Source organism: Actinomadura sp. 6K520, assembly GCF_004349245.1.
In the GTDB taxonomy this organism is placed as follows: domain Bacteria; phylum Actinomycetota; class Actinomycetes; order Streptosporangiales; family Streptosporangiaceae; genus Spirillospora.
Map to the genome: position 1 here is coordinate 1 of NZ_SMLC01000103.1, position 18,445 is coordinate 18,445.

Genomic DNA, 18,445 nt, shown 5'->3' on the forward strand with positions numbered 1-18,445 from the left:
CCCGCCGCGCCGCCGCGACCTCCTGCTCGAACCGCCGCCGGAACTGCGAATCCTCGGCCAGGTGCGAATGGATCACCTTGACCGCGACGGGCCGTCCGCCCTTCGATCGCCCCAGGTAGACCCGGCCCATCCCGCCGGCCCCCAGCCGGGCGAGCAGCCGGTACTCACCGATCCGTTTCGGGTCGTCCGCCTGGAGCGGCTTCAGTTTCTCGCTGGACACCCCGTACGCCCTCCCGCACCCGCCGATGATCAGGACTGAACTTTTCCACAGGAAGGCGGCGAACGTCCGGCCGCCGCGGCGATCATCTGGTCAGCCGCATGGCGTCCTACGCGAACGCCACCACCGCAAGACGCAGAACCCCACCCCAGGCCCGCCCCACGGCAGTGCAGGGGATGCACGACATGAATGCCACACCGCCAGAGTGGTCGTTTCGCCACACTCCGCTACCTTCCGCGGGCACAATCATCGGTGTGCGGGAGCAAGACCAGAACACCCAGCAGGGTGACTTCGGCGAAGCCTGGCTAGAGGCGGTCGCCGCCGGGTGCGGCCTCCTCCACGGCCGCCCGACCACGGTCGACCTCCAGAAGGCAGACGTGCAGATCGTGTATCCCGGAACCGAACTCGGGACGTACTACCCGACGGTGAACGTCCAGGTCAAGACCACCATCAGACTCCGACAACTGGCGTCCGGCGACTTCGGTTATGACCTTGACCTTGAGACATACGATGCGCTCAGACGTACGGACCATGCCGTTGGTAGGGTGCTTGCCGTAATCGGCGTTTCCGAGGAAGGTGAGAACGTGCGCCTTCATAGTGAGGGAACGCTTCTGTGCGGTCGCGGGGCATGGGTTTCCCTTGAGGGCATAGAACCTTCAAGAAATAGGACGAGCCAGGCAATACGCCTTCCGGCAACAAATACCTTGGATCAACCAGGGCTGCACAGAATGCTTAAGGCTCACGGAACTCGACGATCGACTCCCGTCCCACGGATCGATATTTGGGAGCAGTCGTGAGCCACAAGAGCCCGCCCAAGAAAGAGGTGGGGATGAAGGTACCCGACCTCGCGGCGCTGACGGGTTACCTCTTGGCTTCTGGCTGGACGCTTCAGGACGATGACGGCCGGACGAGCCTGTGGCGCCTGCGGCGAACCGAGGCGCACGAGTCAATCCGGATCGTGCTACCGGTGACCCGCGATGTCATCGACTATGTGGAGCGCGTGAGTGACGCGCTGGACACACTTTCCTTCGTCGAACAGCGACTCCCGCGGGAAATAGCGGATGACATGCTGTTCGGCGGCGCGGACAACGTGGCCGTCCGCCTCACGCCGGACGCTCCAACGGGCGAAGCGCCACTGACCTTGGCTTATTCTGCGATCTCTGCCATCAGAAATCTCGTCGTGGCTTCCGCGGCCGCACTGGACTACCCCTCCCTGGTCCTTCCGCCAAGGCGGCCGCAGCGCGCAGAGGCATACGCTTCTCAGGCCAGGCTGTCCACTCAGCCGGGAAGTTTCGTCCTGTCACTGGCCCTCCCACTGGCGGACATATATTCGGACGAGTCGGCTGACTCGACGCCACCGGGACAGGACGCGCTGGTTCGAGTTCCGCCTCAGCCCTTCGGCCGCAGAGTGACAAGCCGGATGCTGGCGACCACCCGGAAGGCTCAGCAACTGGCGGAGGAGGTCGGCGAGGGAACCCAGCCGATCTCTTCGTTCGGCAAATTCGTGCCGGGTGCCCCCAACGCCACGGAGTTGGCAGCGCTGAGTTCTCTGGGCGGACCGGAGCATGGCATCTATCAGATCCGCTTCGCCAAGTCGCCATTGGCCGGCGGAACGACCGAACCCGCTCTTCTGAGGATCACTCCTGGCCAGCAGCGGATACTCGCCGAAGGCGCCGACTATCTGCGAACCAAACAGCCCAGAGCCGGGGTCACGGTCACCGGCCTCGTGGTCCGCCTGTTCCGCGAGGGCGGCTACGGACGAGGAGAGGCGGTCATTCAGGGGGTGGCCGATGATTCTGGTGAGGCCCGCAGATACAGGGTCGAACTGAGCGAGCCTGATTACAGTGAGGCCCTCAGGGCACACGCTCATGGGCTCCAGGTCACCGCAACAGGAGACCTGGACATCAGGGGCACCCGGCGGTCTCTCCGCAGGCTCAGTTCATTCGCCGTCATCCCGGGCCTCGAAGACGAGTCTTGACCTCCGGCGGGCGTCACCGCCTTCGTTGCGGCGTACCCGTCCTTGGCTCGCGGGCGCCGCTCCGGGCTTGCAATCCAGGGGGCCGCGGGCAGACTTGAACCCGTGATCAAAACGCTCCGCCCGAGGGACTACAACGAGGCGCTCCACGTCGGGCACTTCTTCCGCAAGGACGTCCCGGTGCTCATGGACCTCACGCAACTGACCGACGACGTGGCCAGGCAGATGGTGGACTTCTGCGCCGGCCTGGTCTGCGGGCGAGGCGGCGACATGGAGCGGCTGGACCGAAGGATCTTCCTCCTCCAACCCCCGGCCACCCCCCGCATCGCCGCCGCACACATCCCCGACCTGGCCCACCTGGCCGATTGATCTGAAACTCCCAGCTGCGGCGAGGGTGGCGCGGCGCCTCTCCTTGCGATCGGCCGTTGGCAGCTACCGGTCGTAACGACCAGCCTCCACCTCAGCCACAAAGGCGGTCCACGCCTCACGGGCGACAACCAGGTGGCCTGCCTCCGGCGCTTTGCTGTCCCTCACGCCAATGCCCGATCGAATGTCGGCGACCTCGACGCAGTTGCCGTTGCCGCCGCTCCGACTGCTCTTTCTCCACCTGGGCCACGCTGTGCCGTGCGCCATGCTCATCATGCTCCTTGCCTGGTTACAGAGCTTCCGCAGCCGCGGCGACCAGCGAGGCGGACGCCTTGGGGCTGAGCGCTCCGGCGCGAAGATGCGTACTTGCCACGTTATATCGGGCGACGTCCGCTTCCTCCTCCAGAAAAATATCCCCCGCGTGACTCTCGATGTACACGATGTCCGGACCGACCGCCTCACCGAAGTGCATGACGACAAAGGAACCGGTCATACCTGGATGGCCGCCCGCGTCGAAAGGGATCACTTGGAGATGCACGTTGGGAAGTTCAGTGATCTCCAGCAGGTGATCGAGCTGCTCTCGCATAACCTCACGTCCGCCCACGACACGACGGATCGCCGCCTCGTCCACGATCGCCCACAGCTTCAGCGGCTGCTCTTTGGTGAGCGCTGCCTGCCTCCGCATTCTCGTCTCGACACGGCTCTCGACGTCCTCTCGGGAGGACTCCGGAAGAGTGCTGGTGACCGCCGCTCGTGCGTAGCGTTCGGTTTGGAGGAGGCCAGGGATGAACAGGCACTCGTAGTTCAGCACCTCGCGGGCTTCGGACTCGAACTCGATGTAGGAGGCGTAGCGTTCCGGGAGATCTGAGGCGATGGTGTGCAGCCAGCCGCGCGTCGCCGCCTGCTTGAGCAGGGTCCTCAGTTCGGAGCGCTTCGGCTCGGCCACCCGGTACGCGTCCAAGAGGCTCGTCAAGGTCCGTGCTTGGGGGCGGACGCGGGCGGTCTCGATCCGGTAGAGCGTGGCCACGTTGATGCCGGTCTGCTCGTTCACCTGCTCGCGGGTGAGTTCGGCGATCTTGCGTAGCTGGCGAAGCTCGGCCGCGAGGCGTCGAAGACGCACCGTCGTTGCCACAACGGCTCCCTTCCGTTTGATGGCGCCGGGCGCGCCCGGCGCCTCGGCGACCCGAGTTATGAATGCAAGCAATGTAAGTGCAACCCTTGCGTGCATACAGTGAGTAATGCATGCTTTGCAGAGCGTGCCACAGGGCGTCGGCCGACCGCAGGCATTCAGCAAGGAAACGGAGCGGCCCCGGGGCGGTGCTTGCACCACCGTCCCGGGGCCTTGACCCGACTGCAAAGGAGTCGGACCTATGTCGAACCTACCCAAGTGCTCGCCTCATGGTGGGCACCAGGAGTGGAGGCCGGTGCCGCCGGCGACGGCTCAGCGGCTGGAGTTGCTGGTCAGGCTGATGGTGAGCCTGCGGAGCCTCGGGCGGGGCTCGGTGCTGTACCTGGACGGGCGGGCCGAGCCGGTGTTGGCGGTGCCGGTTCTGTCGCGGCGGCGGTCGTTGGCGGTGCTCGTCGTCCAGGACCGCGGTGGGTGGTCCTACCTGTGGGACGCCGCTCACCGGACACCGGCCGGGGCGGAGCGGGTCGCGGCCGAGCTGATCTCCGGGGTGGCGTGGTGATCGTCTGGGAAGGGGGACGCACCGAGCGCATGTGCTCGCCCGGTGTCCTCGACGTCCGGGAGGTTCGCGCGCGGGTCCGGAAGGCGCTGCGCGGGTGCGCGGGCGGCTTCGACCTCGACGACGTGGACCTCATGGTCTGCGAGATCGCCACCAACGCGGTCCGGCACAGCGCCAGTGGCAGGCCCGGCGGCGGGGTGTGCGTCACCGTGCTGGTGGCGGCGGAACGGCTCCGGGTGGAGATTCAGGACGACGGCGGCGCACGGGGCCGTCCGATGATCCCCGCGCAGGGCTCAGCCTGGGACGAATCCGGGCGTGGGCTCTTCCTGGTGCAGGAGTTGGCCGGACGCTGGGGCACCCTGTGCGGCGAGGACGGACGCCACACCGTGTGGTTCGAGGTCGTCCGATGACCGCTTTGCGTGCTCTGCGCGCTGCATGGGCGGCTCGACGGCATCGCGGGGCGGGCCGTCCAGCGGAGCATCCGGAGGCGGTGTTCCTCTTCGCCGCCGTCGGACCGGAGGCGCGCAGGGCGTTCGAGATGTTCCCCGGCGAGGCGCGGGCGTGGCGGAGGCTCGCGGAGATGGAGGTGGCGCGGTCGCGGGTCTGGCGGCGGCGCGGCCGGATATGGGACGCGGGCCTGTGCGCCGGGCGGGCCGAGGCGTACCGGGTGGCGGCCGTACAGCTCGAAGACGTGCTGATCGAGTCGCTCGGCCTGTGGGACGAGTACGAGCGCCAGGTCGGTTAGGGCGTGCGGAGTTCGTAGGTGCCGTTGTGGTGCTCGTAGAGGGGGTCTGTGGTGTTGCGGGCTTCTGTGCGTAGGGAGCGCTTTAGCACCTTGTTGGTCGGGGTGCGGGGCAAATCCTTCACTACGCGGATGTAGCGGGGCGTCCACTTCGTGCCCAGGTCTGGTTGGGCGGCCAGGAAAGCGGTGAAGGACGCCGGGTCGAAGGCTTGGCCTGGGGCCAGGGTCACGGCTGCCATTACCTGGTCGCCTACGTGGTCGTCTGGGACGCCGTAGACCGCCACGTCTGAGAAGGGCTCGTAGCGGGCGAGGAGCCGTTCTACGGGGGCCGCGGCGATGTTCTCGCCGTCCACTCTTAGCCAGTCGTCGTCGCGGCCTGCGAAGTACCAGTAGCCGTCTGCGTCGCGGTAGGCGAGGTCGCCTGACCACGTCCAACCGTTGCGGACGCGTTTCGCCGTGGCCTCGGGGTTGTTGTAGTAGCCCTCGAACTTGGCGGCGCCCATGGTGTCGACTATTTCGCCGATCGCTTCTTCCGCGTTGAGAAGTGCGCCGTGTTCGTCGAACTTGGCGGGTGGGCATTCGCGAAGGGTGGCCGGGTCGATGACGAGGGTGCCGGGTTCGGCGACGCCCAGGGAGCCCGGGGGCGTGCCCGGGACGCGGTTGAGTCGGATCTCGCCCTCGCTGGAGCCGTAGGAGTCGATGACGGTGCAGCCGAAACGGCGGGCGAACTCGTGGATGTCGCGTTCGGCGGCCTCGTTGCCGAACGCGATGCGGAGCGGGTTGTCGGCGTCGTCCGGTTTCTCCGGGGTGGCCAGGATGTAGCTCAGCGGCTTGCCGACATAGTTGAAGAACGTCACGCCGTGGCGGCGGACGTCCGGGAGGAAGCCGGAGGCGGAGAACCTGCGGCGCAGGACGATACGGCCGCCCGTCGCGACGGCTGGGGCGATCCCGGCCATCAGGGCGTTCGAGTGGAACATCGGCATGACGACATAGAACACGTCGTCGCAGGTCAGGGCGCGGCGGTCGCGTTGCTGGACGGCTATCCGGCCCAGCCTGCCCTGCGTGCAGATCACCGCCTTGGGCGCTGACGTCGTCCCGGACGTGAACACGAGGGAGAACACCGCCTTCGGGCTGACCGGGGAGACCCCGGCAGGTTCCGCGGCGGCCAGTCGCTCCGTGTACGCGGTGGTGTCGACGCTCAGCGACGGGACGTCCACCAAGCCGTCCAGCAGGGGTGCGCGGGACGTCTCGGTGACGAGCATGGTGCAGTCGGTGTGGGTGATGTCTCGGGCCAGCTCGGCGCCCCGGCGGGTCGGGTTCAGTTCCACCGCCGGGACGCCCGCGAGGGCCAGGCCGAGGAGCCAGAACAGGTGCTCGGGGCCGTTCTCCAGGAACAGGCCGACGTGCCCGCCGGCGTCGGCGAGGGCGGCGCGGCGGCGGGACTCCGCGACGACCTCCCGCCACGTCCAGGACGCGTCCTCGAAGCACAGGCCGGTGCTGTCGTCGTCCGCGCGGGCCGCGACCAGCTCGGCGAACGTGGTCTCGCGGGCCGGGCGGTCGTCGGCCAGTTCCGTCATGGCGTCCGGGCGGCGGCGCGGCCGGCGCGGCGGCCGAAGAAGGTGCCGTCGCCGAGGGACGTCCCGCTGATGTAGCCCTCGCCGTGGATGCCGGCCGCCGTGCGCCCCGCGGCGTACAGGCCGGGGATCGGCCTCCCGGAGACGTCGCGGACCTCGCCGTCCACGGTGGTGTCCAGGCCGCCGAGGGTGAACCCGCCGGCGCCCGTCCCGGCGCCGTGCCTGCCCGCGCCGAAGAACCCGTCGGCCGGGTCGATCGCCGCGAACGGCCCCTTCAGCGGACGCAGCCACCTGGGGTCCTTGTGGAAGTAGGGGTCCTCGCCCCGCTCCGCGAACCGGTTGTAAGTCTCGACGGTCGCCTCCAGCGACCCGGGCGGCAGGCCGAGGGACTCCGCCAGCTCCGCGAGCGTCTCCGCCGCGTGCTTGGGGCGCACGCCCCACATGTCGGCCTCGGCGATCTCGTCATGCCCGGTCTCGTCGATGATCGCCCAGTAGGGGCCGGGCTGGTGCTGGACGGCCCGGTGGCTGTACAGGCCCGGGTAGACGTCCTCGTTGATGAAGCGGCGGCCGAGACCGTCCACGAGCATGCCCCGGCAGACGACGGCGGGGTTGGCGGTGAGCGCGATCTCCACCGACGCCATGCGGCGGGTCGCGGCGCCGAGCGCGCTCGCCATCCGGATTCCGGACCCGTCGCTGGTGCCGTCGCTGATCTTGTCGTGCCCGAGCAGCACCGGGGCGTGGTCGGCGAGCATCTCCTCGTTGTCGACGAACCCGCCGGCGGTGAGGACGACGCCCTTGCGCACCCGGTAGGCCACCGTCTCGGAGAACCTGCGGGCGACGGCGCCGACGACACGGCCGCCGTCCACGACGAGGTTCGTGGCGTAGGTGTCCTGGTGGGTGACGGCGCCCGCCTCGGCGGCGGCCGCGATCAGCTTCTCCATCAGGATCCCGCCGGCGAACATCGGCGCCTCCGGGCGGTGCCCGCGCGGCACGGGCCGGGCGATCGTGTTGTACGGCCAGGCGTTCTCACCGAGCCACATCAGGCCGTCGTCGGTGTACGGCATCCAGCCCGGCGCGTCGAACAGGCTCTCCTTGAAGGGGACGCCGCGCGCGCGGAACCACTCGAAGTGCTCCACGCTCCCGTCGCAGTACAGCCGCAGCTTCTCCGCGTCGGCGTGCGGGCCGAGCGCCGCGTGGAGGAACGCGTACATGTCGTCCGGGGTGTCGTCGAAGCCGCACGCCTTCTGCACCCGCGTGCCGCCGCCGAGGTACAGCTCCCCGCCCGACTGCGCGGACGTCCCGCCGGGGCCGCTCGACCGCTCCAGGACGAGCACGTCCGCGCCCGCGGCCGCGGCCTCGTACGCCGCGGCGGCTCCGGCGGCGCCGAAGCCGACCACCAGCACGTCGCACTCGTGGTCGAACGCCACCTCCGAAGCGCCGACCGGCTCCACCGAGGGCGTCGCCATCGGCCTCAGCCCTCCTTCTGCGCGGCGAACGCGGCCAGCGGCTCGGAGCCCGACCAGTCGTGGCCCCAGTAGCTGTCCTTGGTGATCTCCTCGGCGGTGTAGTACGTCTCGTCCACCAGCAGCCCCTCGCAGCCGTACTCGACGTCCCAGCCGCCGGGCGCCCGCACGTAGAACGACACCATCTTGTCGTTGGTGTGCCGGCCCAGCGTCGACGAGATCGAGAAGCCCTTCGCGGTGACGGTGTCCAGCGCGATGCCGACCGCGTCCAGCGTGTCGACCTCCACCATCAGGTGGACGAGGCCCGGGTCGCCGTCGTGCGGCGCGGGGCAGATCGCCAGGCTGTGGTGGCGCTGGTTCACGCCCATGAACCGGATCCGGACCGGTCCGCCGACCTTCATCGCGCCGCGCGGCAGGAAGCCGAGCACCTCGTTGTAGAACGCGGCGGTCTCGGCGAAGTTCGGGGTGGGCAGCACCACGTGGCCCATGCCCATCGCGCCGGTGACGAACTTCTGCGCGAACCCGGTGCGGACGGGGCTGTGGTCGAGGACCGGGCCGAAGAACACCTCGACGGGCGTGCCGCCCGGGTCGGTGAACGCGATGACCTCCTCGGCGTCCCGCTCGGCCGCCTCTTTCGGCTTCAGCGCCGTGACGGCCGTGCCGGACTTCTCGACGGCCTCGCGGACGGCGGCCAGCGCGTACTGGTCGCGCACCTCCCAGCCCACGGCCAGTACCCGGTCGGAGTCGCCCGGCAGCACCCGCAGGCGCGACCGGCGCTCGTCCATGCGCAGGTACAGCCCGTCGGGGTCGGGGCCGCTGCCTTCGGCGAACCCGAGGCCGTCGAGGGCGAACTCGCGCCAGCGCTCGATGTGCCGGGTCTGGACCTTCAGGTAGCCCAGCCCTCGGATCTGCGTCACTGTCGTAGTCCCTTCGGTATGCCGTCGAGCCGAGCTCGTCCTTCAGATCATGGAGCGCATCGGGCCCTGCGGGGGGTCGATGTCCAGGTCGGTCAGGGCGGAGACGTGGTAGACCGAGCCCGGGACGTGGATCGCGTGGGCGAGGCCGACGTGGGCGTCCCGCCAGAAACGCTGGATCGGGTTGTCGGTGCGCATCGCGTTCCCGCCCGACCGGACGACGATCTCGTTCATCGCCTGCACCGCCCGCCACGCCGCGCGGACCTGGGTGCGGCGCCCGGCGGCCCGCTCCGCGAACGTCGGCACGTGCCCGGACGCGACCATGTCGTACATGCGCGAGCAGTTGTCGAGCAGCGCCGTCCGGGACGCCTTGATCTCCTCGGCCGCCTCGCTGATCGCGTAGAGCACGTACGGGTCGTCCTTGATCTTCGTGCCGGTGATCTGGACGCGGTTCCGCTGGTAGGCCAGGTGGTGGTAGAGGGCGCCCTCGGCGATGCCGATCACCGCGGCGGAGATGCCGAGCGGGAACACGCAGGAGAACGGCATCAGGTAGGCCGGGTTGGTCAGGCCCGCCTCGCGGGGCGCGGAGCCGTCCACGACCTTCGTGTACTCCAGCGTCCGGTAGGCGGGGACGAACGCGTCCTTGACGATGATGTCCTTGCTGCCGGTGCCCTGCAGCCCGGCGACGTTCCAGGAGTCCTCGACGATCTCGTAGTCGGAGCGCGGCAGGATCAGGTGCAGCGACCGGGGCGGCTGCGCCATCTTGCCCTCGTCGTCGCCCAGCATCCCGCCGAGGAAGATCCAGTCGCAGTGGTCGGTGCCGGACGAGAACTGCCAGCGGCCGTTGAAGACGTAGCCGCCGTCCACCGGCCGGGCGATGCCCATGGGCGCGTAGGGGGACGCGATCCACGTGTCGGGGTCCTCGCCCCAGACCTCCTCGCGGACCTTCGGGTCGGCGTAGGCCATCTCCCACGGGTGGACGCCGACGATCCCGGCGATCCAGCCGGTGGAGCCGTCGAGGGCCGCGATCCCGAGCACGGTCTCGGCGAACTCGCGCGGGTGGACCTCCAGGCCGCCGTGCGCCTCCGGCTGCAGCAGCCGGATCACCCCCGTGTCGCGCAGCAGCGTGGCGGCCTTGTCGTCGAGCCGGCCGAGCCGCTCGTTCGCGGGGCCGAGCTCGCGGATCTGGTCGGCCCTCTCCATGATCTTGTCGAGCACGCGGTTCGCCATCGCCTGTCTCCCGTGATGTGTCGTCAGCCGTCGTAGGTGATCTTCAGCCGGCCGGTGACCGGTCTCGCCTGGCAGGCGAGGATGAGGCCGTCGGCGAGATCCTGCTCGTCGAGGACCGAGTTGGCGTCCAGGGTGACCTCGCCCTCCAGCGCCACGCAGGCGCACGCCGAGCAGTTGCCCTCCCGGCACGAGAACGGGGCGTCGACCCCGGCGCGCAGCAGCGCGTCCAGGAGCTTCTCGGACCTCGGCCACGGCACCGTCCGCGTCTCGCCGTCCATCTCCACCTCGACCTCGGCGGCGTCCTCGCCGTCCGGGACCTCCGCGGCGGTGTCCGGTTCCTCGAACGGGTCGCTCTCCAGCGAGAAGAACCGCTCGACGTGGACCCGGACGCCGGAGCCGGTGAGCGTGCCGGTGACCATGTCCATGAAGACCTCCGGCCCGCACACGAACGCCTGCCGGTCCGTGTAGGGAGCGGCCAGCGAGCGGAGCACGGCGGGCGTCGGGAGGCCCTGCACCGTCTCCAGCAGGTGGACGACGGTGAGCCGGTCGGGGTGCCGCTCGGTGAGCTCCCTCAGCTCATCGGCGAAGATGACCGACCGCTCGTCCCGGTTGGCGTACAGCAGGGCGATCTTCCCGCCGCCGCCCGCCAGGCACGACTTGAGGATCGACATCACCGGGGTGATGCCGCTGCCGCCCGCGACGAGCAGCAGGTCGTCGTCCAGCGAGGACGGGGTGAAGGTGCCCGCCGGCCGCAGCACCTCCAGGACGTCGCCCGCCGTGACGTTGTCGCAGATCCAGTTGGACCCCAGACCGCCGTCCACGCGCTTGACCGTGACCTTGAGCCGGTCGTCGGTCAGCGGCGAGCTGCACAGCGAGTAGCAGCGCGCCGCCCAGCCCTCCCCGGACGGGACCCGGACCGTGAGGAACTGCCCGGGCCGGTAGGAGAACCGGTCCCGGTCGCCCTCGGCGGGTTCGAGGACGAGCGAGTGCGCGTCGGCCGTCTCCCGGACGACCTCCACCACCCGCGCCTTGAGTGCCGTCATGACCCCTCGGCGGCCTTCCCGGCGGCCGTTTCCCCCGCCGCCTCCGCGGCGGCGGCGTGCCGGGCCGCGATGTAGCCGAACACGATGGACGGGCCGATCGTCGCGCCCGGCCCCGCGTACTCGTTGCCCATCACCGACGCCGACGAGTTGCCCGTCACGTACAGGCCATCGATGACCGACCCGTCCTCGCGCAGCACGCGGGCGTGCTCGTCGGACACCAGGCCGCCCTTCGTGCCGAGGTCGCCGACCTCCAGCCGGAACGCGTAGTACGGCGCCGTGTCGACGACGTCCAGGTTCGGGTTCTTCAGGTTCGGGTCGCCGTAGTAGCGGTCGTAGGCGGAGTCGCCGCGGCCGAATTCGGGGTCCTTGCCGTCGCGGGCGTAGCCGTTGAACTTCTCGACGGTGGCGGCGAGGGCGTCCGCCGGGACGCCGATCTTCCCCGCCAGCTCGGCGAGGGTGTCCGCCTTGAAGGCGATGCCCGCGTCGTAGAACGCCTTCGGGATCGGGGCGCCCGGCAGGATCTGCGCGAACGGGTAGCGGGCGCGGGCCTTGGCGTCCATCACGAACCACGCCGGGACGTGGCCGCCTTCGAGCTGGTCGTGGACGAAGTTGACGTACGGCGCCGCCTCGTTGGTGAAGCGCGTCCCGTCCGTGGACACGATGACCTGCCGCGGGATGGCGCGCTCGGACACCAGCGGGATCGTCGCACCCGCCGGGTGACGCACGGCGGGCATCCACCACGCGTCGTCCATCAGGTCCACCGCCGCGCCGAGGGCCTCGCCCGCGCGGATGCCGTCGCCCGTGTTCTCCCGGGCGCCCATCGCGAAGTCCTCCCGGCCGCCCTCCGGCAGGTGCTTGTCGCGCATCTCCTGGTTGTGGTCGAAGCCGCCGGTCGCGAGGAGGACGCCCTTCCGCGCGCGGATCCGCAACGTCGTGCCGTCCCGCTGCGCGGCCACGATCCCGATGACGCGGCCGTCGCCGTCGGTGACCAGCTCGTTCATGGCGGTCTTCAGCCAGAGCGGGACGCCGGCGTCCTTCAGCGCCATCCGCAGCCGCGCGACGAGCGCCCGCCCGCCGGTCGACATGTGCCGGCGCCGTATCAGGTTGGACGACACGCGCCACGCCGCGACCATCGACGCGCGCCGGCCCGCCCAAGTGCGCTTCGCCATCGCGAGGTCGTGGTAGTCCTTGGCGGTCACCCAGAGGCCGAGGGGGCCCTTCATGTTGTTCGGCCGCTGGTACCGCTCGTCCTCGCCGAGCTTGCGGGTGTCGAACGGCTTGGCCTCGATGGACCGGCCGAGCGGGCGGCCGCCCTCAAGCTCGGGGTGGTAGTCGGCGTAGCCCTTCGTCCAGAAGAACTGCATCCACCTGCTTCTGCCGATCAGCTCCATCGCGGCGGGGCCGTTGTCGACGAACGCGTCCAGCCGCTCGGCGGAGACGCGTCCCTGGGTGAGGAGGTCGAGGTAGCGGCGGATCGACTCGCGGCTGTCGTCGTGGCCGCGCGCCCGCAGTGTCGGGTTGTTCGGGATCCAGATGCCGCCGCCGGACAGGGCGGTGGAGCCGCCGAACCGCTTGCCCTTCTCGATGATCAGGGCGCTCAGCCCCGCGTCGTGCGCGGTCAGCGCGGCGGTCATCCCCCCGCCGCCGCTGCCCACGACGACGAGGTCGAACTCGTGGTCCCACTCAGTCAGTGTTCCCTGCGGGGGGACGACCCCCCGCTCCCCCCGGCCGGCTTCGCTCATCAGTGCTCGTCCTTCCTGGTCAGGAAGGCGAGGACGGCGCTCTCCCAGGCGGCCTTCTGTTCGATCATCACCCAGTGCCCGCAGTTCGGGAAGATGGTCAGCTGCGCGTCGGGGATCGTCCGCATCGGGACGAGGGCCATGTCGACGGGGCTGACCCGGTCGTCCCGCCCCCAGGTGATCAGCGTCCGTGCCTTGAGCTTGTGCAGCATCGCCCAGTACGGGGGCTCGGCGGACTGCGCCATCGCCTTGGCGCGGGCGGCCATCGCCTTCGACCCGTACATGCGGCGTGCGCTGGCGAGCGTGTCGGGGTCGGTGGCCTGCTTCCAGCGCTCCTCGATCAGCTCCTCGGTGACGAGCCGCTGGTCGTGGACCATCGCGCGCAGCCACCGGACCAGGCGCTCGCGGGACGGGTCGTCGGTGAACTCCATCAGCAGCCTGATGCCCTCGCTGGCCCCCGGGCTGAAGATGTTCGCGCCGAGCCCGCCGACCGTGACCAGGCGGCGGACGCGCTCGGGCCGCCGTATCGCGAACTGGGCGCCGATGATGCCGCCCATCGAGTTGCCGACCACGTCGACCTGGTCGAGGCCGAGGCCGTCCAGGAACCGGCCGGCGGCGCCGCCGGCCGCCATCATCGGGTGCTCCTCGGTCGGGTCGCTGACCCCGAACCCGGGGAACTCCAGGACCAGGCAGCGGAAGTGCTCGGCGAACCGGGCGAGGTTGCCGCGGAAGTTCCGCCAGCCGGTGACGCCGGGACCGGACCCGTGCAGCATCAGCAGGGGCGGGCCCTCACCCGCCTCGTGGTAGCGCAGGACGCCCCGGTCGGTGGCGAGTTCGCGCAACGTCGCCTCGTAGGTCAGCTCCGCAGGCATGATCTCCCAGTCCTTCGACGGTGGCTTGTCCGGAACGTAATCGGCATGGCGGCAAGGTCACCCCGCCGATCCCGATCAGCGGGACGCACGGCGCCCCGCCGCCTCTGCGGGCCACCGCGGCGCACGCTTCCACTCAACGGGATCCGCCCGGACCGCCGCCCGCCCGCCGTGCCTACGTTTCGGAGGCACGACTTGACCGTTGGCGGGTACCTGCCGCTTAGTGGATTTTGTCCCTTTGAAAGTTTGTTGACGACAGGGATCGTGTCCGCACCGACACCGAGGTGAACACATGTCAGCCGAGCCAGCGCTCACCGCAGCCACCGGTCTTCCGGACCCCGACGCCGTCGCGCCCGAGCCGGCCGAGTTCCGCAAGGCGATGGCGGAGTTCGCCACGGGCGTCACCGTGGTCACCGCCCTGGACGGCGGCGAGCCGGTCGGGTTCGCCTGCCAGTCGTTCACGTCGGTGTCCCTTGAGCCGCCGCTGATCCTGTTCTGCGCGGACAAGCGCGGCCGTTCCTGGCCGCGGATCCGTGCGGCGGGACGGTTCTGCGTGAACGTGCTCGGCGAGGAGCAGCGGGAGCTGTGCGAACGGTTCGGGTCGAGCCGGGGCGCCAAGTTCGAGGGCCTGGAGTGGGAGGTGTCCCAGTGGGGGACCCCGGCGCTGCCGGACGTCCTGCTGGGCGTCCACGCGGTCGTGCACGACGTGCACGAGGCCGGTGACCACGAGATCGTGATCGGGCGGGTCCTCGCGGTCGAGCGGCACGTGGTGCGGGACGGCGAGTGGCGGCACCCCATGGTGTTCTTCCGCAGCCGGTTCGGCATCAACGAGCCGGACGCGCCGATGGCCCCGGACCCGTGGGGCCTCGGCGACCGCTGGGGCTGGGGCTGACGGCGCCCGTACCGCGCTGAGCCGCCCCGGCCGCCCGTCAAATCCAGTCGCCGCGGCCCACGGCGAGCAGCCGGTTCATCGTCTCCGGCGACCACGTCGCCCCGTGTCCCGTCGCGCCGGTGCCGCGGCGGGCCCGGCCGCCCGCGCGCCCCGCGCCGGGGACCGCGCCGGGGAACAGGATCTGCGACGTCTCGCGGGCGGCGGTGACCACCAGCGGCGCGACGTTCTCCAGCGGGGTCCGGATGTCGCCGACCAGGGAGATCCCGGCCACCGGCCCCTCGGGCCCCCGGACCGCGGCGGCGACGCACGCGATGCCCGGGAACGCCTCGCCCCGCTCGAACGCCAGGCCGCGGCGCTGCCGAACCCGGTGCAGCTCCTGGTGAAGCGTGGTCAGCTCACCGATCGTGCGGCTGGTGAGCCGGCTGATCCCGGCGCCGAGCAGCGCGTCCACCTGCTCGGGCTCCAGCCACGCCAGCATCGCCTTCCCGAGCGCGGTGCAGTGCGCCGGGGCGCGCCCGCCGACCCGGGACGGGACGGACGTGGCGAGCCGCCCGCCGAGCTTGTCCAGGTACAGCACCTCGGCGCCGTCCAGGACGGCGAGGTGGGCGACGAGCCCGGTCGTGACCTGCAGTTCGTGCAGCAGCGGCGCGGCGGCCTCGCGGATCTTGCCGTGCCCGCCGTCCCGCCCGCCGAGGCCGAGGGCGCGCGGGCCAAGGCCGTAGCCGAACGAGTGGTGGGCGAGCCAGCGCTGCCGGACGAGCTGGTCGAGGATCCGGTGCGCGGTGGAGCGCGGCAGCCGGGTGCGGCGGGCGACGTCCTCCAGGGTCAGCCGGGCGGTGGGCCCGTTGAACGCGTCCAGGATCAGGGTCATCCGCTCGATCATCGACGGCGGCGACTCGCGTCGCGCGGCCGGTCCGGTCTCGGTGATGGCGGCCTCGGTGATGGCGGCCTCGCTCATCGCACCTCCCAGCAGGGGCGACTGAAATGAATTCTTGTTACTCGGAATGTAGCAATCGCTTGGTCTAATGGGAACCCCCAGGTATGACCAGGTCAAACCCAAGTAACTCCGACCAAGCACGCCACCACCCCGCGGCTCCCTCCGCAGTAGAACGCGTTCTTGCCGAATGTCCGCTGGACACGCGGACGCCCACCAGGCCCGGCGCGGCCACCGGCCGGCGCAGCACCACCGGGCGAACCGCGGCCTGCGGTCACCCGGCAACCGGTTTGTCGGCAGCATGTTGATGACATAGGGTGTTCATTTGAACACAAAAAGTCTTCGAAACCTTCGATCCCTTCAGCTCAAGGGATGGTATGATCGAACATAAGTTCGACCAATAGAGATGGTGGTGAACATGAACCACCGACCTACACTGGGTGTTGTGACGGCTCCTACGCCACTTCGCGGTCCTGCGGCGGCCATCGCCTACCTGTTGGCGACCGCCCGGGCCAACGGTGTGCGCGTAAACCGCACGAAGCTCGCCAAGCTCCTGTATTTGGCAGATCTACGTGCGGTCGAACATGGACTCCCCCCCGGCTCCGGCGTGGAATGGCGGTGGCGCCATTACGGACCGCACAGCCTCAGGCTCAAGGAGGTCGAGCGCGACCTGCACGAAGCGGGCCACGTCCGTGTGGAAGAGAATGTCGACCCGTTCACCGGCATCTGCGAGTACACCATCCACTTGATGGACGCGCCGCAGACGATCATCGACGCCGAGTTCACCAAGATCGTGGACGGCGTTCTCGCGGAGTTCGGAGAGTGGTCGGCCGGTCAGCTTCGGGATCTCACCTACCAGACCGCCCCCATGCAGGAGGCCGTGAAGCGGGGAAAGCGCGAAGTGCGCCTCGATCTGGCAGGGGGGCCGCCCTTCCCCGATCTTGGGCCGGGCCTGGCACACCTGCGTTCGTGGGCCACACGCAACCCCCTTCCCGACGACGAGCCCGGGGGCATCGACGATCTGGTGGAGGAGATGGAACTCCTCTCCGAACGTCGCGCCGAGGCGACCCGGCACCTGCTGGAGGACTAGTGCCGGGTCCGTATGTGGCCGGCGGCATCTACCTCGTCCCGGACAAGTCGCTGCGGCTCATTCCCGCGGAGCAGCGGGACGTTCACGACGAGCGCCGCCCCGTGGTGATCGTCACCGGCGCGGACTCCAATGGGGACCCCGACTGGCCCTTCGTCCTCGCCTGCCCGATCTCGGGCTCGACAAGACGCCGCACACGGTTCGACGTCCAGCTCTCCCATGGGCAGGGCGGTGTCACCAAGAAGTGCTGGATCCGCATCCCGGCGGTCCAGCCCCTGATGAAGACGGACCTGCAGGACCGGACCGGGGTGCTGGACGAGGAACTGCTCACCCAACTCCAGGGCCGCCTCGCCCAGTACCTCGGCCTACTGGGTTGACGCCCGCGGTCCCGCTCTGGGGGCGGGCCGGTTCACGGGGTGATGGCCATCCTGGTGAGGATGCGGTTCGCCAGGTCGGGGTCGCCGGTGATCTGGACGGTGACCGCGTCCGGGGTGCAGCGGCCGGCGCTGAGGCGGACGTAGGTCTCCCAGTCCATGGCCAGCCGGACGTCCGGGTTCCCGGGGTCGTCGGCCCAGCGGCCGCGGCCGTCGTCGCCGACATGGACGGCCACGTGGAAGTCGGGCGGGCCGGTGATGTCGAACGCCGCGGTCCGGCCGGGCCCGGCCTTGGCGTGGCGGGCGACGACGAGGGGCAGGCCCCTGCTCACCACTTCCCAGTAGCAGCGAGCGGCCGGTGCGTCGAGGTTGCCGGGGCGCCCGACCGCGCGGCGGATGTCCTGCTCATGCGTCCAGCAGTCCATCGCGCGGACTTTCATGAGCTGGGCGTAGGTGCCCTCCCTGCCTTCCGGCAGCATGACCGCGCGCTCGGGGTCGATGCCGGGCAGCTGCGCCAGCCGGCGTTCGAGGGCGCCCGCCAGTTCCGCCGCCACGGCCGGCCCCGGGACGGGCCGGCGCACATGCACCGCCTTCTCCAGGGAGCGGCCGAAGTCGTTGCGGATGTGGTCGAACTCGGGGACGTCGACGTCGGGCGCGGGATCGCCGAGCAGGTCGGCCTCGATGCCCACGAGATGCGCGAACTGGTCCTTCACCGTCCAGCCGGGGCATTCGGTCGGCCGCTCCCAGTCGGCGTCGCCGAACGTCCCGGCAAGGGCGAGGACCGACCGGACCGTCTGCTCGTAGGCGGCGACACTGGCACGCATCTGCTCCATATGAACCCCTCCGTCGGCCTCAGAGCGTAGTCCGGGGCGTCCCGGGTGCGGCGACGACGGTCAGGATTCGCGGACCTGATCGCGGTTGATGTTCTGGTCCACGCTACCGATCTGGACGTTGCCGCCGTGGATATGGCCCTGTATCCCCACGATCAGTTCGGCCCGTTTGATGCGCACGCCCTCGGACGGCGGCAGCGCCGGGATCAGCACCTCGTCCAAGGCCCGCCGCAGCACCGGTTCCAGCCGGGGTTCCCGCGCGAGCATCCCGGTCAGGGAGGTCTGGACGAAGGCGATCGCCTCCTGCTCGGTGGCGGCCTGCTCGGTGGCTGCGCCCTCGGCGGATCCCGCGCGCGTGCCGTGCAGCGCGGCCACGAACTCGTCGGCCTCCCTGGGCGCCACCGAGGAGAGCGCGTCGCCGAACGCGGAGATCACTCGCGGCCGCTCGTCCGTCCCCATGGCCCTCACCAGGGCCTTTCCCACCGCCGTGACCACTGGTTCCACCGCGATC

At 70.1% G+C, this 18,445-nt stretch carries 21 protein-coding genes and 1 pseudogene; 9 read left to right on the top strand and 13 right to left on the bottom strand.

From position 1 onward, the window contains the following. Positions 1-220: pseudogene (locus E1289_RS24320) on the bottom strand (serine/threonine protein kinase); the annotation flags it as partial. A gap of 251 nt (positions 221-471) precedes the next feature. On the opposite strand from E1289_RS24320, the gene E1289_RS24325 reads away from it, so the two are divergent. The 3 genes from E1289_RS24325 to E1289_RS24335 all read left to right on the top strand — a co-directional run bounded on the left by E1289_RS24325 (position 472) and on the right by E1289_RS24335 (position 2,561). Then, positions 472-1,014 carry a DUF4365 domain-containing protein gene (locus E1289_RS24325; protein ID WP_243713109.1) on the top strand — a complete coding sequence of 181 codons (543 nt, stop codon included), beginning with the start codon at positions 472-474 and terminating at the stop codon, positions 1,012-1,014. Continuing rightward, positions 1,011-2,195: a hypothetical protein gene (locus tag E1289_RS24330; RefSeq protein ID WP_243713110.1), complete on the top strand. Its 1,185-nt coding sequence runs from the start codon at positions 1,011-1,013 to the stop codon at positions 2,193-2,195. Before E1289_RS24325 ends, E1289_RS24330 begins: the two co-directional genes overlap by 4 nt. A 102-nt stretch (positions 2,196-2,297) precedes the next feature. Then, complete coding sequence (locus tag E1289_RS24335; RefSeq protein WP_165970592.1) at positions 2,298-2,561, top strand: cell division protein SepF; 264 nt, start codon at positions 2,298-2,300, stop codon at positions 2,559-2,561. Positions 2,562-2,624: 63 nt separating this feature from the next. Here the strand turns inward: E1289_RS24335 and E1289_RS24340 are convergent, their stop codons facing one another. Together E1289_RS24340 and E1289_RS24345 are read right to left on the bottom strand one after the other, a co-directional pair. Beyond that, positions 2,625-2,834, bottom strand: a complete 210-nt coding sequence (locus E1289_RS24340) for a DUF397 domain-containing protein (RefSeq protein WP_347813590.1) — start codon at positions 2,832-2,834, stop codon at positions 2,625-2,627. Between the two features lie 13 nt (positions 2,835-2,847). Beyond that, a complete protein-coding gene (locus E1289_RS24345; RefSeq protein WP_243713111.1) occupies positions 2,848-3,690 on the bottom strand; it encodes a helix-turn-helix transcriptional regulator in 843 nt (280 codons plus the stop codon). Between the two features lie 292 nt (positions 3,691-3,982). On the opposite strand from E1289_RS24345, the gene E1289_RS24350 reads away from it, so the two are divergent. From E1289_RS24350 to E1289_RS24360, 3 genes are read left to right on the top strand one after another with little or no spacing between them, the layout of a single operon-like run. Further along, positions 3,983-4,246, top strand: coding sequence for a hypothetical protein (locus E1289_RS24350; protein ID WP_131983972.1), 264 nt, complete (start codon positions 3,983-3,985; stop codon positions 4,244-4,246). Next, positions 4,243-4,653, top strand: coding sequence for an ATP-binding protein (locus E1289_RS24355; protein ID WP_207929122.1), 411 nt, complete (start codon positions 4,243-4,245; stop codon positions 4,651-4,653). Before E1289_RS24350 ends, E1289_RS24355 begins: the two co-directional genes overlap by 4 nt. Beyond that, positions 4,650-4,988 carry a hypothetical protein gene (locus tag E1289_RS24360; RefSeq protein ID WP_131983974.1) on the top strand — a complete coding sequence of 113 codons (339 nt, stop codon included), beginning with the start codon at positions 4,650-4,652 and terminating at the stop codon, positions 4,986-4,988. Before E1289_RS24355 ends, E1289_RS24360 begins: the two co-directional genes overlap by 4 nt. On the opposite strand, the gene E1289_RS24365 is transcribed toward E1289_RS24360, so the two are convergent. The 7 genes from E1289_RS24365 to E1289_RS24395 are packed head-to-tail and all read right to left on the bottom strand — an operon-like array spanning position 4,985 to position 13,820. Then, positions 4,985-6,562 (bottom strand): AMP-binding protein, encoded by a 1,578-nt coding sequence (locus E1289_RS24365; RefSeq protein ID WP_131983976.1) that lies wholly within the window; start codon positions 6,560-6,562, stop codon positions 4,985-4,987. The genes E1289_RS24360 and E1289_RS24365 overlap by 4 nt on opposite strands. Continuing rightward, a complete protein-coding gene (locus tag E1289_RS24370) occupies positions 6,559-8,025 on the bottom strand; it encodes an FAD-dependent oxidoreductase (RefSeq protein WP_131983978.1) in 1,467 nt (488 codons plus the stop codon). Before E1289_RS24370 ends, E1289_RS24365 begins: the two co-directional genes overlap by 4 nt. Before the next feature lie 5 nt (positions 8,026-8,030). Then, positions 8,031-8,939, bottom strand: a complete 909-nt coding sequence (locus E1289_RS24375) for a VOC family protein (protein WP_131983980.1) — start codon at positions 8,937-8,939, stop codon at positions 8,031-8,033. A gap of 42 nt (positions 8,940-8,981) precedes the next feature. Then, a complete protein-coding gene (locus E1289_RS24380; protein ID WP_131983982.1) occupies positions 8,982-10,166 on the bottom strand; it encodes an acyl-CoA dehydrogenase family protein in 1,185 nt (394 codons plus the stop codon). Positions 10,167-10,189: 23 nt separating this feature from the next. Further along, complete coding sequence (locus tag E1289_RS24385) at positions 10,190-11,209, bottom strand: ferredoxin--NADP reductase (protein ID WP_131983984.1); 1,020 nt, start codon at positions 11,207-11,209, stop codon at positions 10,190-10,192. Continuing rightward, a complete protein-coding gene (locus E1289_RS24390; protein WP_131983986.1) occupies positions 11,206-12,951 on the bottom strand; it encodes an FAD-binding protein in 1,746 nt (581 codons plus the stop codon). Before E1289_RS24390 ends, E1289_RS24385 begins: the two co-directional genes overlap by 4 nt. Further along, positions 12,951-13,820 carry an alpha/beta fold hydrolase gene (locus tag E1289_RS24395; RefSeq protein WP_131983988.1) on the bottom strand — a complete coding sequence of 290 codons (870 nt, stop codon included), beginning with the start codon at positions 13,818-13,820 and terminating at the stop codon, positions 12,951-12,953. The genes E1289_RS24390 and E1289_RS24395 overlap by 1 nt, the downstream gene beginning before the upstream one ends. 289 nt (positions 13,821-14,109) lie before the next feature. Here E1289_RS24395 and E1289_RS24400 point away from each other — a divergent pair, with 289 nt between their 5' ends. Further along, positions 14,110-14,709 carry a flavin reductase family protein gene (locus E1289_RS24400; RefSeq protein WP_131983990.1) on the top strand — a complete coding sequence of 200 codons (600 nt, stop codon included), beginning with the start codon at positions 14,110-14,112 and terminating at the stop codon, positions 14,707-14,709. Positions 14,710-14,746: 37 nt separating this feature from the next. On the opposite strand, the gene E1289_RS24405 is transcribed toward E1289_RS24400, so the two are convergent. Next, on the bottom strand, positions 14,747-15,667 hold the full coding sequence (locus E1289_RS24405; protein ID WP_131983992.1) for an IclR family transcriptional regulator: 921 nt from the start codon (positions 15,665-15,667) through the stop codon (positions 14,747-14,749). Between the two features lie 421 nt (positions 15,668-16,088). On the opposite strand from E1289_RS24405, the gene E1289_RS38345 reads away from it, so the two are divergent. Together E1289_RS38345 and E1289_RS38350 are read left to right on the top strand one after the other, a co-directional pair. Then, on the top strand, positions 16,089-16,733 hold the full coding sequence (locus tag E1289_RS38345; protein WP_165970593.1) for a type II toxin-antitoxin system antitoxin SocA domain-containing protein: 645 nt from the start codon (positions 16,089-16,091) through the stop codon (positions 16,731-16,733). Further along, the gene (locus E1289_RS38350) at positions 16,733-17,107 is read left to right on the top strand and encodes a type II toxin-antitoxin system PemK/MazF family toxin (RefSeq protein ID WP_165970594.1); all 375 of its coding nucleotides are present in this window, start codon (positions 16,733-16,735) and stop codon (positions 17,105-17,107) included. Before E1289_RS38345 ends, E1289_RS38350 begins: the two co-directional genes overlap by 1 nt. A 32-nt stretch (positions 17,108-17,139) precedes the next feature. Here the strand turns inward: E1289_RS38350 and E1289_RS24415 are convergent, their stop codons facing one another. Together E1289_RS24415 and E1289_RS24420 are read right to left on the bottom strand one after the other, a co-directional pair. Next, the gene (locus E1289_RS24415) at positions 17,140-17,937 is read right to left on the bottom strand and encodes a maleylpyruvate isomerase family mycothiol-dependent enzyme (protein WP_131983996.1); all 798 of its coding nucleotides are present in this window, start codon (positions 17,935-17,937) and stop codon (positions 17,140-17,142) included. A gap of 60 nt (positions 17,938-17,997) precedes the next feature. Beyond that, positions 17,998-18,438 (bottom strand): hypothetical protein, encoded by a 441-nt coding sequence (locus E1289_RS24420; protein ID WP_131983998.1) that lies wholly within the window; start codon positions 18,436-18,438, stop codon positions 17,998-18,000. Positions 18,439-18,445 lie beyond the last annotated feature (7 nt).

Excerpts from the sequence above, each read along its gene's own strand:
- E1289_RS24340 (WP_347813590.1), bottom strand. The coding sequence starts at position 2,834 with ATGATGAGCATGGCGCACGGCACAGCGTGGCCCAGGTGGAGAAAGAGC.
- E1289_RS24360 (WP_131983974.1), top strand. The coding sequence starts at position 4,650 with ATGACCGCTTTGCGTGCTCTGCGCGCTGCATGGGCGGCTCGACGGCAT.
- E1289_RS24365 (WP_131983976.1), bottom strand. The coding sequence starts at position 6,562 with ATGACGGAACTGGCCGACGACCGCCCGGCCCGCGAGACCACGTTCGCC.
- E1289_RS24370 (WP_131983978.1), bottom strand. The coding sequence starts at position 8,025 with ATGGCGACGCCCTCGGTGGAGCCGGTCGGCGCTTCGGAGGTGGCGTTC.
- E1289_RS24380 (WP_131983982.1), bottom strand. The coding sequence starts at position 10,166 with ATGGCGAACCGCGTGCTCGACAAGATCATGGAGAGGGCCGACCAGATC.
- E1289_RS24385 (WP_131983984.1), bottom strand. The coding sequence starts at position 11,209 with ATGACGGCACTCAAGGCGCGGGTGGTGGAGGTCGTCCGGGAGACGGCC.
- E1289_RS24390 (WP_131983986.1), bottom strand. The coding sequence starts at position 12,951 with ATGAGCGAAGCCGGCCGGGGGGAGCGGGGGGTCGTCCCCCCGCAGGGA.
- E1289_RS24395 (WP_131983988.1), bottom strand. The coding sequence starts at position 13,820 with ATGCCTGCGGAGCTGACCTACGAGGCGACGTTGCGCGAACTCGCCACC.
- E1289_RS24400 (WP_131983990.1), top strand. The coding sequence starts at position 14,110 with ATGTCAGCCGAGCCAGCGCTCACCGCAGCCACCGGTCTTCCGGACCCC.
- E1289_RS24405 (WP_131983992.1), bottom strand. The coding sequence starts at position 15,667 with ATGAGCGAGGCCGCCATCACCGAGGCCGCCATCACCGAGACCGGACCG.
- E1289_RS24415 (WP_131983996.1), bottom strand. The coding sequence starts at position 17,937 with ATGGAGCAGATGCGTGCCAGTGTCGCCGCCTACGAGCAGACGGTCCGG.